This window comes from Variovorax sp. GW821-FHT10C12, from assembly GCF_059415405.1.
The window spans coordinates 322,388-338,774 of sequence record NZ_JBWKNE010000006.1 but is presented as its reverse complement, the minus strand read 5'-3'; the positions used below and the strand labels follow the sequence as shown (position 1 = coordinate 338,774).

14 protein-coding genes are annotated in these 16,387 nt (G+C 67.1%); 10 read left to right on the top strand and 4 right to left on the bottom strand.

Annotated elements, in window-relative coordinates:
• Nucleotides 1–4 precede the first annotated feature (4 nt).
• The 4 genes from glyS to AC07OH_RS24570 are packed head-to-tail and all read left to right on the top strand — an operon-like array spanning nt 5 to nt 4,533.
• Nucleotides 5–2,140, top strand: a complete 2,136-nt coding sequence (gene glyS, locus AC07OH_RS24585; protein ID WP_489062945.1) for a glycine--tRNA ligase subunit beta — start codon at nt 5–7, stop codon at nt 2,138–2,140.
• 37 nt (nt 2,141–2,177) lie between these two features.
• Nucleotides 2,178–2,756: a D-glycero-beta-D-manno-heptose 1,7-bisphosphate 7-phosphatase gene (gene gmhB / locus AC07OH_RS24580; protein ID WP_070062939.1), complete on the top strand. Its 579-nt coding sequence runs from the start codon at nt 2,178–2,180 to the stop codon at nt 2,754–2,756.
• On the top strand, nt 2,756–3,535 hold the full coding sequence (locus AC07OH_RS24575; RefSeq protein WP_495302440.1) for a lysophospholipid acyltransferase family protein: 780 nt from the start codon (nt 2,756–2,758) through the stop codon (nt 3,533–3,535). Before gmhB ends, AC07OH_RS24575 begins: the two co-directional genes overlap by 1 nt.
• Nucleotides 3,536–3,561: 26 nt before the next feature.
• Nucleotides 3,562–4,533, top strand: coding sequence for a M48 family metallopeptidase (locus AC07OH_RS24570; protein WP_492683824.1), 972 nt, complete (start codon nt 3,562–3,564; stop codon nt 4,531–4,533).
• 681 nt (nt 4,534–5,214) lie between these two features.
• Here AC07OH_RS24570 and AC07OH_RS24565 read toward each other — a convergent pair.
• From AC07OH_RS24565 to AC07OH_RS24550, 4 genes are all read right to left on the bottom strand, one after another.
• Nucleotides 5,215–5,985 (bottom strand): SDR family oxidoreductase, encoded by a 771-nt coding sequence (locus AC07OH_RS24565; protein ID WP_062478757.1) that lies wholly within the window; start codon nt 5,983–5,985, stop codon nt 5,215–5,217.
• 88 nt (nt 5,986–6,073) lie between these two features.
• A complete protein-coding gene (locus tag AC07OH_RS24560) occupies nt 6,074–7,003 on the bottom strand; it encodes a pseudouridine synthase (RefSeq protein WP_495302439.1) in 930 nt (309 codons plus the stop codon).
• Entirely contained in the window at nt 7,000–8,316 is a 1,317-nt protein-coding gene (locus AC07OH_RS24555) for a leucine-rich repeat-containing protein kinase family protein (RefSeq protein WP_495302457.1), read from the bottom strand. Before AC07OH_RS24555 ends, AC07OH_RS24560 begins: the two co-directional genes overlap by 4 nt.
• Before the next feature lie 111 nt (nt 8,317–8,427).
• The gene (locus AC07OH_RS24550) at nt 8,428–9,486 is read right to left on the bottom strand and encodes an MBL fold metallo-hydrolase (protein WP_062478751.1); all 1,059 of its coding nucleotides are present in this window, start codon (nt 9,484–9,486) and stop codon (nt 8,428–8,430) included.
• Nucleotides 9,487–9,580: 94 nt separating this feature from the next.
• Between AC07OH_RS24550 and AC07OH_RS24545 the strand changes: the two genes are divergently transcribed.
• From AC07OH_RS24545 to AC07OH_RS24520, 6 genes are all read left to right on the top strand, one after another.
• Nucleotides 9,581–10,021 carry a MerR family transcriptional regulator gene (locus tag AC07OH_RS24545; protein WP_489062936.1) on the top strand — a complete coding sequence of 147 codons (441 nt, stop codon included), beginning with the start codon at nt 9,581–9,583 and terminating at the stop codon, nt 10,019–10,021.
• Between the two features lie 6 nt (nt 10,022–10,027).
• Nucleotides 10,028–10,762 carry a carbonate dehydratase gene (gene can, locus AC07OH_RS24540; protein WP_495302438.1) on the top strand — a complete coding sequence of 245 codons (735 nt, stop codon included), beginning with the start codon at nt 10,028–10,030 and terminating at the stop codon, nt 10,760–10,762.
• A gap of 35 nt (nt 10,763–10,797) precedes the next feature.
• Nucleotides 10,798–12,618 (top strand): bifunctional isocitrate dehydrogenase kinase/phosphatase, encoded by a 1,821-nt coding sequence (aceK, locus tag AC07OH_RS24535; protein WP_495302437.1) that lies wholly within the window; start codon nt 10,798–10,800, stop codon nt 12,616–12,618.
• A 69-nt stretch (nt 12,619–12,687) separates the two neighbouring features.
• Nucleotides 12,688–13,872: an acetyl-CoA C-acyltransferase gene (locus AC07OH_RS24530; protein WP_495302436.1), complete on the top strand. Its 1,185-nt coding sequence runs from the start codon at nt 12,688–12,690 to the stop codon at nt 13,870–13,872.
• A 91-nt stretch (nt 13,873–13,963) separates the two neighbouring features.
• Nucleotides 13,964–15,211, top strand: a complete 1,248-nt coding sequence (locus AC07OH_RS24525; RefSeq protein ID WP_095947901.1) for a glutamate carboxypeptidase — start codon at nt 13,964–13,966, stop codon at nt 15,209–15,211.
• A gap of 40 nt (nt 15,212–15,251) precedes the next feature.
• On the top strand, nt 15,252–16,382 hold the full coding sequence (locus AC07OH_RS24520) for an acyl-CoA dehydrogenase family protein (RefSeq protein WP_495302435.1): 1,131 nt from the start codon (nt 15,252–15,254) through the stop codon (nt 16,380–16,382).
• Nucleotides 16,383–16,387: the final 5 nt, after the last annotated feature.

Sequence of the window (16,387 nt, the reverse complement as noted above, 5' to 3'; positions counted from 1 at the left end):
CCCCATGAACAACAAGAACTCCCTGCTGGTTGAACTGTTTGTCGAAGAGCTGCCGCCCAAGGCGCTGAAGAAGCTCGGCGAGGCTTTCGCGGGCGTGCTGCGCGACCAGCTCGTGGCCCAAGGCCTGGCCGAAGCCGGCTCGGTGCTCACGCCCTACGCGTCGCCGCGCCGCCTGGCCGCGCACCTCACGCACGTGGCCGAGCGCGCCGCCGACAAGGCCGTGTCGCAGAAGCTCATGCCCGTGGCCGTGGGGCTCGACGCCTCGGGCCAGCCCACGCCCGCGCTGCTCAAGCGCCTGGCCGCGCTCGGCGCCGACGCCTCGGCCGTGCCGGGCCTCAAGCGCGCCATGGACGGCAAGGCCGAAGCCCTGTTCTACGAAAGCACCGCCAAGGGCGCCACGCTGGCCGAAGGCCTGCAGAAGGCCCTGGCCGAAGCCATCGCCAAGCTGCCGATCCCGAAGGTCATGAGCTACCAGCTCGAAAGCGGCTGCGAGCTGCCGGGCTGGAGCAGCGTGAGCTTCGTGCGCCCCGCGCACGGCCTCGTGGCGCTGCATGCCGACACCGTGGTGCCCATCGAGGCGCTGGGCCTGAAGGCCGGCCGCGAAACGCATGGCCACCGCTTTGAAGCAGCGGTTGACCCGGTCGTTCTGCGCGATGCCAACAGCTACGCCCTGCAGCTGCAGGACGACGGCGCCGTCATCGCGAGCTTTGAAGCGCGCCGCGCCGAAATCGCACGCCAGCTCGCGGCGGCTGCGGTCAAGGTCGGCGGCGGCTCGGTGCCGATCCACGACGATGCGCTGCTCGACGAAGTCACGGCGCTGGTCGAGCGCCCCAACGTGCTGGTCTGCAGCTTTGAGCGCGAGTTCCTCGAAGTGCCACAGGAGTGCCTCATCCTCACGATGAAGGCCAACCAGAAGTACTTCCCGTTGCTCGACGCGCAAGCCAAGCTCACGAACAAGTTCCTCGTCGTCAGCAACATCAGCCCCGACGACGCGAGCGCCGTGACCGGCGGCAACGAGCGCGTGGTGCGCCCGCGCCTGGCCGACGCCAAGTTCTTCTTCGACCAGGACCGCAAGAAATCGCTGGCCTCGCGCGTCGAATCGCTGGGCAAGGTGGTCTATCACAACAAGCTCGGCACGCAGGGCGAACGCGTGCAGCGCGTGATGCACATCGCGCGCGGCATTGCCGAGAAGCTCGGCGACGCGACGCTCGCCGCGCAGGCCACCCAGGCCGCGCAACTGGCCAAGGCCGACCTCGTGACCGACATGGTCGGCGAGTTCCCCGAGCTGCAGGGCACCATGGGCCGCTATTACGCGCTGCATGACGGCCTGGATGCCGCCGTGGCCGACGCCATCGAAGACCACTACAAGCCGCGCTTTGCCGGTGACGAGCTGCCGCGCAACAGCGTGGGCCTCGTGGTCGCGCTGGCCGACAAGCTCGAGACGCTGGTCGGCATGTTCGGCATCGGCAACCTGCCCACCGGCGACCGCGACCCGTTCGCGCTGCGCCGCCACGCGCTGGGCGTGATCCGCATGCTGATCGAGAAAGACCTCGCGCTGGGGCTCGATGCGCTGCTGCAGGACGCCGCCGCGCAGTTCAGCGCCATCGACGGTTTCGACAGCAGCAAGGCCACGGTCGAGCTGCGCGACTTCATCCTCGACCGCCTTGCTGGCAGCCTGCGCGAGCAGGGCGCCAGCGCCCAGGAAGTCGACGCCGTGCTGGCCCCGCTGCCGCAGCGCCTGGGCGAAGTGCCCAAGCTGCTGGCGGCCGTGCGCGCCTTTGCCGCACTGCCCGCCGCCGCCGCGCTGGCCGCCGCCAACAAGCGCATCGGCAACATCCTGAAGAAGGCACCCGAGGCCGACGCGCACGTCAGCGAACTGCTGCTGCAGGAGCCCGCCGAGAAGGCGCTGCACGCCGCCATGGCGCAGGTCGTGCCCGCCGCCAACGCCCAGTTCGACGCGGGCGACTACACCGGCTCGCTGCAGACGCTGGCCGCGCTGCGCGAACCGGTCGATGCGTTCTTCACGGACGTGATGGTCAATGCCGAGCAGGCCGACCTGCGGCTGAACCGCCTGGGCCTGCTGATGTCGCTGCACAGCGCGATGAACCGCGTGGCGCAGCTCGAGCGGCTGGCTGTCTGATCCCGTGCCCCATCCCTCCACCAGGAGCGGTTCCGCCATGAAGCTCGTCATCCTCGACCGCAACGGCACGATCAACGTGCACCGCGAAGATTTCGTCAAGAGCGACATCGAGTGGACGCCGCTGCCCGGTGCGCTCGAGGCCGTGGCGCGCCTGAACCATGCGGGCTGGCATGTGGTGGTCGCGTCCAACCAGTCGGGCCTGGGCCGCGGGCTGTTCGACATGGCCTCGCTCAACGCCATGCACGCCAAGATGCACAAGATGCTCGCGGCCGTGGGCGGCAAGGTGGACGCGGTGTTCTATTGCCCGCACAGCCCCGACGAAGGCTGCGACTGCCGCAAGCCCAAGGAAGGGCTGTTCCTTCAGATAGGCGACCGCTTCGGCATCGACCTGAAGGGCGTGCCCACCGCGGGCGACAGCCTGCGCGACCTGCAGGCCGGCGCCGCGGCCGGCTGCGAACCGCACTTGCTGCTCACGGGCATGGGTGCGGCGTGCCGCGGGGTTCACCCGCTGCCTCCCGAATATCCGGCGGACACGAGGGTGCATGAAGACCTCGCCGCCTTTGTCGACTTTTTGCTCGCGCGCGAAGCGCGGGCTGCACTGCAGGTGGCTGTCTGATGGCGTTTCTCCGTTCCGTTCTCCACGCCCTGTGGATGCTTATCACCGTGGTGCCCTGGGGCATCATCATGTGCGTCAGCTCGCTCTGGAAGCGCGGCATTCCGCTGTACTGGATGGCCGCGCGCTGGCTCGGCTGGGCCGTCGACGGCGCGCGCGTGATCATGGGCATCCGCACGCGCGTGACCGGCATGGAAAACCTGCCGACCGACAAGCTCGCGGGCGCCGTGCTGCTGGTGAAGCACCAGTCCACGTTCGAGACCTTCCTCATGCCCACGCTGATGCCGCATCCGCTGGCCTACGTGTTCAAGAAGGAACTGATCTACGTGCCCTTCTTCGGCTGGGCGATGGCGCGGCTGGACATGATCCACATCGACCGCAGCCAGCGCGCGCAGGCCTTCAACAAGGTCGTGAGCCAGGGCCGCAAGCTGCTCGCGCAGGGCATCTGGATCATCATGTTCCCCGAAGGCACGCGCATTCCGCGCGGCCAGAAGGGCACCTACAAGAGCGGCGGCACGCGCCTGGCCTGCGAGACCGGCGTGCCCGTGATCCCGATTGCAGTCACCTCGGCCAAGGTCTGGCCGCGCAAGGCTTTCATCAAGCGTCCTGGTGTGGTCGACGTGTCGATCGGCCCGGCGATCTCGAGCGTGGGCCGCAAGCCCGATGAGCTGATGCGCGAAGTCGAAGCCTGGATCGAGGCCGAGATGCGCCGCCTCGACCCTGAGGCTTACAGCGACACCCCGGCGCAGCCGCAGCAGACGTTGCCGCGCGAAGCGGGCTGACGCATCTGCCTCAGACCGAGCCCGATATGCGGGGAATGCTGCAGTTCACGATGGACCTCTTCGAGGGGCTGGGGAGCACGCCGGCGCCTGCTGCTGCGCCGCCGCGGCGGCCGCGGAAGAAGGCGCCAGCGCCTGTGCCACCTGCTGCTCCTGTGCCGGTGGTGGATGCCACTCCTTCATCTATCGGGCCCGTTGATCCGCGTCCTGCGGTGCCGTTGGCTGACACGCTGACTCTGGCGAACTTCACACATCCGCAGGCCACGCGTGAAGTGGTACTGGGGTCGGCGCGTGTGGCCTACGAGTTCAAGCGGGGGCAGCGCAAGACCATTGGTTTTCTTGTGGGTGCCGAGGGTTTGTCGGTGCGTGCGCCGCGGTGGGTCACGCTGCGGGATGTCGATGCGGCGGTGCGGGAGAAGGCCGACTGGATTCTGCGCAAGCTGGCGGAGACGCAGCAACGCAATGCGCGTGTCGAGGCGACGCGGATTGCCTGGGAAGACGGGGCAGAGTTTCCTTTTCTTGGCGAGCTGGTGGTGATCCGGCTCGATCCGAAGCACGGTTTCGCGAGCGTGGGCGGCACGCTCGACCCCGCTGTCGAAGGCGGTGGCCCGCGGACGCTGCGGTTGGCTGTGGCGCAGAACGCGGCGCCCTCGCAGATTCGGGATGCGGCGCAGGCCTGGTTGATGCGGCAAGCGCGCAAGCTGTTCATCGAGCGGCTGGATCACTTTGCGCCGCTGCTGGGGGTGTCATGGCAGAAGTTGTCGCTCTCTAACGCTGCTACGCGGTGGGGGAGTGCGAGTGCGGATGGGTCGATTCGGTTGAACTGGCGGTTGATTCACTTTCGCCTGCCGGTGATCGACTACGTTGTGGCGCATGAGTTGGCGCATCTGCGGGTGATGGATCACTCGCATCGGTTTTGGGAGACCGTTGAAAGCGTGGTGCCTGACTATGGGGTGCTTAGGCAGCAGTTGAAGGATGAGGCTGTGCCTCGGTGGGGCTAGGGGGCTTTTGCTTCCCGAGGCCGGGTCTCGCCCCGGCGGGCGACTCACTTTCTTTTGCTTCGCCAAAAGAAAGTAAGCAAAGAAAAGGCGACCCCACTGTCTGCGACCCTTCGCTTCGCTACGGGCAACCTGCGGTGCTCACGTTTCGCGGGGTCTCGCAGAACTCGCTTCGCTCAAACAGCTGCGAGCCCTGATCCGCGAAACGCTGCGCTCCTCGGCGCAGCCAGAGGGGAGGGGAGCTTCGGGCCATCGCTTCGCTCGGCCCGGGAGTTTCCAACAGCCAAATCCCGTGCTCGCGTTGGTGCTCGTGCACGTAGGCACGCCTGCACTCGCGCGCGCGCCTCCGTTCAAGTTCCAACCAACGTCGCGACCAGTCCCAGCCGCAGCAGGCGCGAAGCGCCTGCTGCGGCCCACCGGCCGAGCGAAGCGATGGCCCGCTGGTATCCAAATCCCTTCTGTATGTGCCGAGGAGCGCAGCGTTTCGCGGATCAGGGCTCGCCCTTGTTTGAGCGAAGCGAGTTTGGGCGAGACCCCGCGGAACGTGAGCACCGCAGGTTGCCCGCAGCGAAGCGGAGGGACGCAGACAGTAGGGTCGCCTTTCTTTTGCCTACGTTTCTTTGGCGAAGCAAAGAAAAGTAGGTCGCCTGCCGGGGCGAGACCCGGCCTCGGAACTCAAGAAGATTAGCGCGCGTGCGTAACGCCCCCGTCCACCACAAGCGTAGACCCCATCACATAGTCCCCAGCCCGAGAGGCCAGGTAGATAGCAGCACCAGCCATATCTTCAGGCGTACCAATGCGCCCAGCAGGAATGCGCCCCTTCACCTCATCCCCGTGATCCCGCGCATCCTTGTTCATATCCGAAGCAAACGCCCCCGGAGCAATCGCACTGACCACGATCCGATCCTGCGCCAACCGCAGCGCCATCCGCCGCGTCAACTGAATCAACCCCGCCTTGCTCGCCGCATACGAATAAGTCTCCTGCGGATTCACAGAAATCCCGTCAATAGAAGCAATGTTGATCACCTTCGACAGATGATCCGTAGCCGCCTTCTTGAGCATCGGCGTCAGTGCCTTCGTCAGGAAGAACGGCGTCTTCAAGTTCAGGTCGACGACCTTGTCCCAGCCACTCTCCGGAAACTCTTCATAAGGCGCCCCCCAGGCAGCCCCAGCGTTGTTGACCAGGATATCGAGCGACCCTTCGTGCTTCGCATAAGCATCGACCAGCGCCTGAGCCCCTTCCACAGTAGAAACATCAGCCGGCAGCGACACGCAATGCCCAAAAGCCGACAGCTCCTTCGCCGTCTGATCGCAAGCCGCCGCCTTGCGCGCCGAGATGTACACGCGCGCGCCCTGCGCCAGAAAGCCCTCGGCAATCATGCGGCCGATGCCGCGCGAGCCGCCGGTGATCAAGGCGCTGCGGCCCTTCAGCGAGAAGAGTTGGGTGGTGTCCATGTGCGTTTGTCTCCTGAGTGGTGGAAGAGAGGAAGTTCAATTCCCGTCAGGAGAAAGCTTAGTCCGCGACGCGCCCGCGCCGCGTCACCTAGGCGGCAGCAGGAGCAGAAGGCAGCGCCAGCCGGCGCGGACTCTCGAAGGTGCGCAAGGCGCTACTCAGCGGGTCGACAAAAGCCAGCGACCGCGCCAGCAGCTGCAGCGGCCTGTCGAAGTCGTCATTCCCCGCAGGCTGCAGCGTGGGATAGAACGGGTCGTTCACGATCGGCAAGCCCAGCGCCTGGCAGTGCACGCGCAGCTGGTGCTTGCGACCGGTGACGGGCGAGAGTTCCAGCAGCGCATGGCCGTCGCGCGCCTCCCTCAGCACGATGCGGGTCTCGGAATTCGGCTCGCCGGGCGCTTCGCGCATGCGCATGAAGTGGTCGTCGTCCACCAGCCGGCTGCGGTACACGGCGGGCACCGACGACACACCCTCGTGCCACGGCACGACGGCTTCGTAGTGCTTGTCGATGCGCCGCTCGGGGAACATCGCCTGGTAGATGCCGCGCGTCTCGGGGCGCACCGAGAACAGCACCAGCCCCGAGGTGTTGCGGTCGATGCGGTGCAGCGGCACGAGGTCGTCCAGGCCGAGCTTGCGTTTCAGGCGCACCAGCAGGCTCTGCTGCACGTACTTGCCGGTGGGCGTGACGGGCACGAAGGGCGGCTTGTCGACCACCACGAGGTCGTCGTCCTGGTGCAGCACCAACTCTTCGAAAGGGATGGGCGTCTCGGCATCGAGCGCGCGGTAGTAGTACACGCGCAGCGGCGACTCGTAGCGCCGCGTGGCGGTGATGGGCACGCCGTGCTCGTCGCACACGTCGTTTGCTTCGATGCGCGAGAGCCAGGCTTCGCGCGAGATGGCGGGAAAACGCTCGACCAGAAACTCGGCGATGGTGGACCAGGGGCCGTAAGGCAGCGAGACACAACTCGGGCTCACGCCGTCACGCGTAGGCATCGGGACGGGGAAGCGGGGGCGCGTCATGGCGCGGCGGCATCCAGCACCGACAGCACCTCGGCGAACGATGGCCGCGCCGCCACTTCGGGTTGCTGGCAGCGCGCCGCGAGCGTGGTCAAGGGCGAAGAAGCCGCATCGTCGCAGCGCTCCGCCAGCTCTTCGAGCAGGCAACCGAAGGCGCGCATCTCCACGCCTTGCAGGGCCTTCGCCAGTGCCGGGTCGAGCGCGCCGGTCATCCAGCCCGCGCCGAAATCGCCGAGCCGCCCGCCGTCCTGTGCGTGCCACAGGATGTTGTGGGCATACAGGTCGCCATGCAGCAGGCCGCGCGCATGCAGGTGCGCCATGGCCGCGGCGATGTCGCGCGCGATGCGCAGCGCGGTGCCGGTCGTCCAGCGCGCGTCGTCGGCGTAGACGTCGCGGGTGCACGAGGCCAGGCTCGGTGGGCCGGCCAGGGTGCGGAACGAGGGCGGCACCAGCGCCATCACCAGGCCTTCGGTGCCGTCGGGGTGGCCGTCGATGCGGCCTTGCGCGGCGATCAGCGTCGGGTGCGCGCCGGCCGCGATGCAGGCGGCCATCTCGCTGTGCGGCCAGCCGTCGCTGGTGACGGCGCCCTTGAACAGCTTCACCGCCACGGGCAGCGCGGCGTCGTCCGGCGTGGCCAGCGTGGCGCGGTGGATCACGCCCGAGGCGCCTTCACCGAGCTTCGGGCCGAGCGTCAGGTCGCGCCAGTCGACGTGCGGCACGGTGGGCGCATCGATGGCGGCGTCTTCGGCCTGGGTGTCGAACGGGTTGCCCGCGCAGGCCAGCCAGGCCAGGCGCGGCAGGGTGGGCAGCCAGTCGGGCAGCACCTCGAAGCGGTTGGCCGACAGGCGCAGCAGCTCGAGCTGCCGGCAGCGGGCCACCGACGGCGGCAGGGCGCGCAGGCGGTTGCCAGCCAGCATCAGCTTCTGCATGCGGGTGCAGTCGCCGAGCGTGTCGGGCAATTCTTCGATCGCGTTGTCGGTCAGGATCAGCCAGCGCAGCGAGGGCGGCAGCGCCTCGGCGGGCACGTGGGCGATGCGGTTGGCCTTGAAGCCCACGATGTCGAGCTGGCGGCACTGGCCGATGGCCGCCGGCAGTTCGGTGAAGCGGTTGTCGGAGCCGAACAGCACGCGCAGCTTGTGCAGCCGGCCGAGGTCGTCGGGCAGCGCGCTGAGCGCATTGCCCGTGAGGTTCAGCGTTTCGAGGGTGTCGGCGAGCGCAAAAATCTCGCGCGGGAACTCGGTGAGTCCGCACGAGAGGTCCAGTCGTCGTGCGCCAGCCAGCCGGCCGGCGCGCAGCTCAGCCAGCGTGTTCGACATTGTCATTCCCAGAGTCTATGCGGCCGCCGCCGGGCCGCCCCAAGGCGAGCCGCGCCCCCCCCTCGGGGGTGGAGTTACACGCAGCGGAGCGAAGTGAAAAGCCGGGGGGCCTCAGGCTGCGCCGAAGCGGTAGATGCCGTCGGCATCGAGCGTGCGCTTCACCTGCCCCGAGAACCACAGCAGGTGCAGGTGGGCCACGGTCTCGCCCATGGCGAAGGTGATCTGGTGCAGGTCGAGCTCGCGCTTGAACAGGATCGGCAGGCCCTCCGACGCCGTGATCGGGCGCGCGAGGCAGGCTTCGAGCAGCTCGGCCAGGCGGTCGCGGTGGTGCTCCTGCAGCTGGTCGACGCGGCGGTGGATGCCGGTGAAGGGCTTGCCGTGCGAGGGCAGGCCCAGCGTGTCGGCCGGCAGGGCCTTGAACTTGTCGATGCTGTCCAGGAACAGGCGCAGCGAATTGGCCTCGGGCTCGCCCGCGTGCACGCTCACGTTGGTCGAGATGCGCGGCAGCATCATGTCGCCGCCCAGCAGCAGCTTCGGCTCGGCGCAGTACAGCGCGATGTGTTCGGGCGCATGGCCGTAGCCGCTGATGCAGCGCCAGTCGCGCCCCCCGATGCGGACGATGTCGCCGTCCATCATGCGCACGTAGCGGGCGGGCACGCTGGGCACCATGTTGGTGTAGTAGCTGGTGCGCGCGCGGATCTTGGCGATCGACTCGGGGTTGGTCAGGCCGTGCGAGGCGAAGAAGTCGGCTGCCGCGTCGCCGCCCGCGAGCGTGTCGCCGGCGCTGCACAGCACGCGCGCCACGTGGTAGTCGGTGGCGCTGATCCACAGCGGCGCGTTCCAGCGCTGGCACAGCCAGTCGGCCAGGCCGATGTGGTCGGGGTGCATGTGGGTCACGATCACGCGCAGGATCGGCAGGCCCTGCAGCTGGGTCTCGAAAATCTGCTCCCACTGCGCGCGGGCCTCGTCGTGCGCGATGCAGCAGTCGACCACCGTCCAGCCCTCGACGCCGTCGATCGTGTCGCGCAGCAGCCAGAGGTTGATGTGGTCCAGCGCAAAGGGCAGCCGCATGCGGATCCAGCGCACGCCGGGCGCGACTTCCAGTGCTTCGCCGGCGGCGGGCAGGGTGTCGCCCAGGGGGTAGTGGAGTTCGCGTTCGAGGAGGTTCATGTATGATTGACGTTTACGTAAACGTCATGGGTTGAGGCATCATTGTAGAGAATGCGCCGCCAACCTGCTGTCGCCCCCGCAACCCTTGCCGCCCATGCCCGCGCAGACCTTCACCATCAGCCAGCTCGCCAAGGAGTTCGATCTCACGACGCGCGCCATCCGCTTCTATGAAGACATGGGCCTGCTGTCGCCGGAGCGGGCCGGCCTGCAGCGCGTGTACAGCGCGCGCGACCGGGCGCGGCTCACGCTCACGTTGCGCGCCAAGCGCCTGGGCCTGACGCTCGTCGAGGCGAAAGACATCCTCGACATGTACGACAGCCCGCGCGACACCGTGCCGCAGCTGGAAAAGTTCCTGGGCGTGCTCGGCACCCACCGGGCGCAGCTCGAGGCGCAGCTGGCCGAGCTGCAGGCCAACCTGGCCGAAGTGCGAGAACACGAGAAGAAAGGCCGCGCCACCCTGGTCAGGGCGCAGAAGGCCGCCAAGGGAGGGCCGAGCGCCCTGGGTACCGAGCCCGCAACCACTCACCGACAATAGATCACCATGTCCTCAGACAACCTCGACGACCTCTTTGCCCACAACCGTGCCTGGTCCGCCCAGATGGAGCGTGACCGGCCCGGCTTCTTCACCGGCCTTGTCAAGCAGCAGACGCCGCGCTACATGTGGATCGGCTGTTCCGACAGCCGCGTGCCCGCCAACCAGATCACCGGCCTGGAGCCGGGTGAAGTGTTCGTGCACCGCAACGTCGCCAACATCGTGGTGCACTCCGACCTCAACGCGCTCTCGGCGATCCAGTTCGCGGTCGAGCACCTGAAGGTCGAGCACATCATGGTGGTCGGCCACTACGGCTGCGCCGGCGTGAAGGCTGCGCTCAGCGGCAAGCGCATCGGCCTGGCCGACAACTGGATCCGCCACATCCAGGACGTGCGCGACCGCCACAGCGTGATGCTCGACAGCCTGCCCGAAGACGTGCGCGTCGATGCGCTGTGCGAGCTCAACGTGGCCGAGCAGGTGGTCAACGTGGCCGTCAGCACCGTCATGGTCGACGCCTGGGCGCGCGGCCAGAAGGTGCGCATCCACGGCTGGACCTTCGGCGTGCACGACGGCCTGCTGCAAGACCTCGGCCTGAGCGCCGACGGCGACAAGCCGCTGGACGCCATCTACAAGGCCGCCGTGCAGCGCATCCGCTACAAGTGGAGCAAGCCGGCCGGCGTTTCGCCGTCGGCGCAGGCAGGTGCCGACGGCACCGAAGGCACCGAGACCCCGCCAGCCGCCTGAGCGAACCCGTCGCTGCCATCGCCGGTACCGTCGCCATGTTCCCGCAGCGCCTCGATTCCCCGCTGGCCTACGACATCGCGAAGGCGATGATCGACGGGTTCAACCGGCACTACCGGCTGTTCCGGGCCGAATCGGCGCGCGCCAAGCACCGCTTCGAGACCGCCGACTGGCACGGCCAGCAGCGGGCGCAGCGCGAGCGCATCGAGTTCTACGACCTGCGTGTGAACGAGGCCGTGGCCCGGCTCGAAAAAGAGTTCAAGGCCGGCGACCAGCCCATGGAGGTCTGGCACCAGGTCAAGCTGCACTTCATCGGCCTGCTGGTGAACCACCACCAGCCCGAGCTGGCCGAGAGCTTCTTCAACTCGGTCACCACGAAGATCCTGCACCGGGCCTACTTCCAGAACGACTTCATCTTCGTGCGTCCGGCCATCAGCACCGAGTACATCGAGCCGCGTGGCGCCCCCACCTACCGGCCGTACTACCCGTCGCAGGCCACGCTGCCCGACATCATCGAGCAGATGCTCGACGACTTCGCGCTGCAGGGCAGCTACGCCAACAAGCGGCGAGACGCCGAGCGCGTGGCGCACGTCATCCTGAACCGCTTTCACCAGGTCAAGCTGCGCGCCAACTTCCAGCTGCAGGTGCTGTCGGGCCTGTTCTATCGGAACAAGGGCGCCTACGTGGTCGGCAAGATCATGAACGGCTTCACCGAGATCCCGTTCTCGCTGCCCCTCCTGCACGACACCCACGGCAAGTTCTACATCGACGCGGCGCTGTTCGGCGAAGACGACCTGCAGATGCTGTTCAGCTTTGCACGCGCCTACTTCATGGTCGACATGGAAGTGCCCTCTGCCTGGGTGCAGTTCCTGCGCTCGCTCATGCCGCGCAAGCCGCGCGCCGAAATCTACAACGCGCTCGGCCTGGCCAAGCAGGGCAAGACGCTGTTTTACCGCGACTTCCTGTCGCACCTGAACTACTCGAGCGACCGCTTTCGCATCGCGCCCGGCATCAAGGGCATGGTCATGCTGGTGTTCGACCTGCCCTCGTTTCCCTTCGTGTTCAAGGTCATCAAAGACTTTTATCCGCCGCAGAAGGACACCACGCGCGAGCAGATCAAGGGCAAGTACATGCTCGTGAAGCAGCACGACCGCGTGGGCCGCATGGCCGACACGCTCGAGTACAGCAACGTGGGCTTTCCGCTCGATCGCTTCGAGCCCGAGCTCATCGAGGAGATCCGCAAGTTCGCGCCCAGCCAGCTCGAGATCGGCGACCGCGACGGCAACGGGGAGATGGAGGTCGTGCTCAAGCACGTCTACATCGAGCGCCGCATGATCCCGCTGAACATTTACCTGCAGGAAGCCTTCGACACGCTGGCCCACCCAGAGAGCCCGGCCCAGGCCCGGCGCGCCAAGGACCAGCTGGAGCATGCGGTCATCGAGTACGGCAACGCCATCAAGGACATGGTGGCCGCCAACATCTTTCCCGGCGACATGCTGTGGAAGAACTTCGGCGTCACGCGCGGCGGCAAGGTCGTGTTCTACGACTACGACGAAATCGAATACGTCACCGATTGCAAGTTCCGCAAGGTGCCCACGCCGCGAAACGAAGAAGACGAGATGAGTGGCGAGGTCTGGTACTCGGTCGGCCCGAAGGACGTGTTCCCCGAGACCTTCGAGCCCTTTCTGCTGGGCAACAAGGACGTGCGCGCCGCCTTCATGGCGCACCACGCCGACCTGCTCGACGCCGCCTTCTGGCAGCACCACAAGGAACGCATCCAGGCCGGCCAGATGCTCGATGTGTTCCCGTACGAAGAGTCGCAACGCTTCCAGCACGAAGGCCACGCGACGCATTTCTGACCGCCCGTTCCCGATTCCTGTTTTCGCTTTGTTCCTGACTTCACTTTCACATTCCTGAAGGAGACCTCCATGCCTGAATCCATCGTCATCGTCGGCGCCGCCCGCACCCCCATGGGTGGCTTCCAGGGCGACTTCTCGTCCCTCTCCGCGCACGACCTGGGCGGCGCGGCCATCAAGGCGGCCGTCGAGCGCGCCGGCATCGCGCCCGAGAGCGTGGGTGAAGTGCTGTTCGGCAACTGCCTCATGGCCGGCCAGGGCCAGGCCCCGGCGCGCCAGGCGGCCTACAAGGGCGGCCTGCCTGACAGCGCGGGCGCCGTCACGCTCAGCAAGATGTGCGGCTCGGCCATGAAGGCCGCGATGCTCGCGCACGACCTGCTGCTGGCCGGCACGCACGACGTCATCGTGGCGGGCGGCATGGAAAGCATGACCAACGCGCCCTACCTCATGCTCAAGGGCCGCGGCGGCTACCGCATGGGCCACGACAAGATCTATGACCACATGATGCTCGACGGCCTCGAAGACGCCTACCAGCCGGGCCGGTCCATGGGCACCTTCGGCGAAGACTGCGCCGCCAAGTACAACTTCACGCGCGAACAGCAAGACGCCTTCGCCATCGCCAGCGTGCAGCGCGCCAAGGCCGCCACCGAATCGGGCGCCTTCAAGGACGAGATCACGCCCGTCACCGTGAAGGGCCGCGGCGGCGACACCGTCATCTCCATCGACGAAGGCCCGGGCAAGGTCAAGCTCGACAAGATCCCCACGCTCAAGCCCGCGTTCAAGAAAGAAAACGGCACCATCACCGCCGCCTCGAGCTCGTCGATCAACGACGGCGCCGCCGCGCTGGTCATGATGACCGAGTCGCACGCCAAGAAGATCGGCGCCAAGCCGCTGGCGCGCATCGTCGGCCACGCCACGCACGCGCAGCAGCCCGAGTGGTTCTCCACCGCGCCGGTCGGCGCCGTGCAGAAGCTCTTCGCCAAGACCGGCTGGAGCGTGAAGGACGTCGACCTGTGGGAAGTGAACGAGGCCTTCGCCGTCGTGCCCATGGCCCTCATGCACGAACTCGACGTGTCGCACGACATCGTCAACGTGAACGGCGGCGCCTGCGCGCTGGGCCACCCCATCGGCGCCAGCGGCGCGCGCATCATGGTCACGCTGCTGCACGCGCTGAAGGCGCGCGGCAAGAAGCGCGGCGTCGCCACGCTGTGCATCGGCGGCGGCGAAGGCACCGCGGTCGCGCTCGAATTGCTATAACGCCAGGAGCCGCCGGCGCCCGGGAGAGGGCGCCGGCCGGTTTTCCACCCCGGACAGTTCAAACAAAACCATGCGTAGAGCAGGAGATTTCATGCGCCCATCCATTCACCGTACCGCCGTTGCCGCCGTGCTCGCTACCGCCTTCGTGGCAGGTGGCGCCTGGGCCCAGAAGCGCGACAACGTGCTGTTCCAGGCCGCCACCGACGAGCAGCCGGCGGTGATCAAGACGCTCGAGAAGCTCGTCAACATCGAGACCGGCACCGGTGACGCCGAAGGCATGGCCGCCGCCGGCGCGTACCTCGAAGGCGAACTGAAGAACCTCGGCTTCACCGTCACGCGCAGCAAGTCGGCCGGCCTCGTGGTCGGTGACAACATCGTGGGCAAGCTCAAGGGCCGCGGCGGCAAGAACCTGCTGCTCATGTCGCACATGGACACCGTGTACACCAAGGGCACGCTCGCCAAGGCGCCGTTCCGCATCGAAGGCGACAAGGCCTACGGCCCCGGCATCGCCGACGACAAGGGCGGCAACGCCGTCATCCTGCACACGCTCAAGCTGCTCAAAGACTACGGCGTGCGCGACTACGGCACCATCACCGTGCTGTTCAACACCGACGAAGAAAAAGGCTCCTTCGGCTCGCGCGACCTGATCCAGGAAGAAGCCAAGCTGGCCGACTACGTGCTCTCGTTCGAGCCCACCAGCGCCGGCGACGAAAAGATGTCGCTCGGCACCTCGGGCATCGCCTACGTGCAGGTCAACATCACCGGCAAGGCCTCGCACGCGGGCGCCGCGCCCGAGCTGGGCGTGAATGCATTGGTCGAGGCCTCCGACCTCGTGCTGCGCACCATGAGCATCGACGACAAGTCGAAGAACCTGCGTTTCAACTGGACCATCGCCAAGGCCGGCAACGTGTCGAACATCATCCCGGCCAGCGCCACGCTGAACGCCGACGTGCGCTACGCACGCAACGAAGACTTCGACGCCGCCATGAAGACGCTCGAAGAGAAGGCGCAGCAGAAGAAGCTGCCTGAGGCCGACGTCAAGGTGCTCGTCACGCGCGGCCGTCCGGCCTTCAACGCGGGCGAGGGCGGCAAGAAGCTCGTCGACAAGGCCGTGGTCTTCTACAAGGAAGCCGGCGGCACCGTGGGTGTCGAAGAGCGCACCGGCGGCGGCACCGACGCAGCCTACGCAGCGCTCTCGGGCAAGCCCGTGATCGAAAGCCTGGGCCTGCCCGGCTTCGGCTACCACAGCGACAAGGCCGAGTACGTCGACATCAGCGCCATTCCGCGCCGCCTGTACATGGCCGCGCGTCTCATCATGGACCTGGGCGCCGGCAAGTAAGCCTCGCACCCACCGACAAGAAAGAACTGGAGACAACGCCATGCTGCTCAGCGCAGACCAGGAAGCCATCCGCGACGCGGTGCGCGATTTTTCGCAAGCCGAGCTCTGGCCCAACGCCCCCAAGTGGGACCGTGAGCACAGCTTTCCGAAAGAAGTGCACCAGGGCCTCGCCGCACTGGGCGCCTACGGCATCTGCGTGCCCGAGGAGCATGGCGGTGCGGGCCTCGACTACCTCACGCTCGCACTCGTGCTCGAGGAAATCGCGGCCGGCGACGGCGGCACCAGCACCGCCATCAGCGTGACCAACTGCCCTGTCAACGCCATCCTCATGCGCTACGGCAACGCGCAGCAGAAGAAGAAGTGGCTCGAGCCGCTCGCCCAGGGCCAGATGCTCGGCGCCTTCTGCCTCACCGAGCCGCAGGCCGGCAGCGATGCATCGAGCCTGCGCACCACCGCGCGCAAGGACGGCGACGGCTACGTGATCGACGGCGTGAAGCAGTTCATCACCAGCGGCAAGAACGGCCAGGTCGCTATCGTCATCGCCGTGACCGACAAGGGCGCCGGCAAGCGCGGCATGAGCGCGTTCATCGTGCCGACCGACGCGCCCGGCTACAACGTTGCACGCTTGGAAGACAAGCTCGGCCAGCACAGCAGCGACACCGCGCAGATCAACTTCGACAGCTGCCGCATCCCGGCCGAAAACCTCATCGGCGCCGAAGGCGAGGGCTACAAGATCGCACTCGGCGCACTCGAGGGTGGCCGCATCGGCATCGCCGCGCAGAGCGTGGGCATGGCCCGCAGCGCCTTCGACGTGGCCGTGGCCTACGCCAAGGAACGCCAGGCCTTCGGCGGCGCCATCTTCGACCAGCAGGCCGTGGGCTTTCGCCTGGCCGACTGCGCCACGCAGATCGAAGCCGCACGCCAGCTCATCTGGCACGCCGCCAGCCTGCGCGACGCCGGCCGGCCCTGCCTGAAAGAAGCCGCCATGGCCAAGCTCTTCGCCAGCGAGATGGCGGAGCGCGTGTGCAGCGCCGCCATCCAGACTCTGGGCGGTTACGGCTACGTGAACGACTTTCCGCTGGAACGCATCTACCGCGACGTGCGCGTGTGCCAGATTTATGAAGGCACGTCGGACATCCAGAAGCTCTTGATTCAACGCGCGCTCGCCTGATCGAT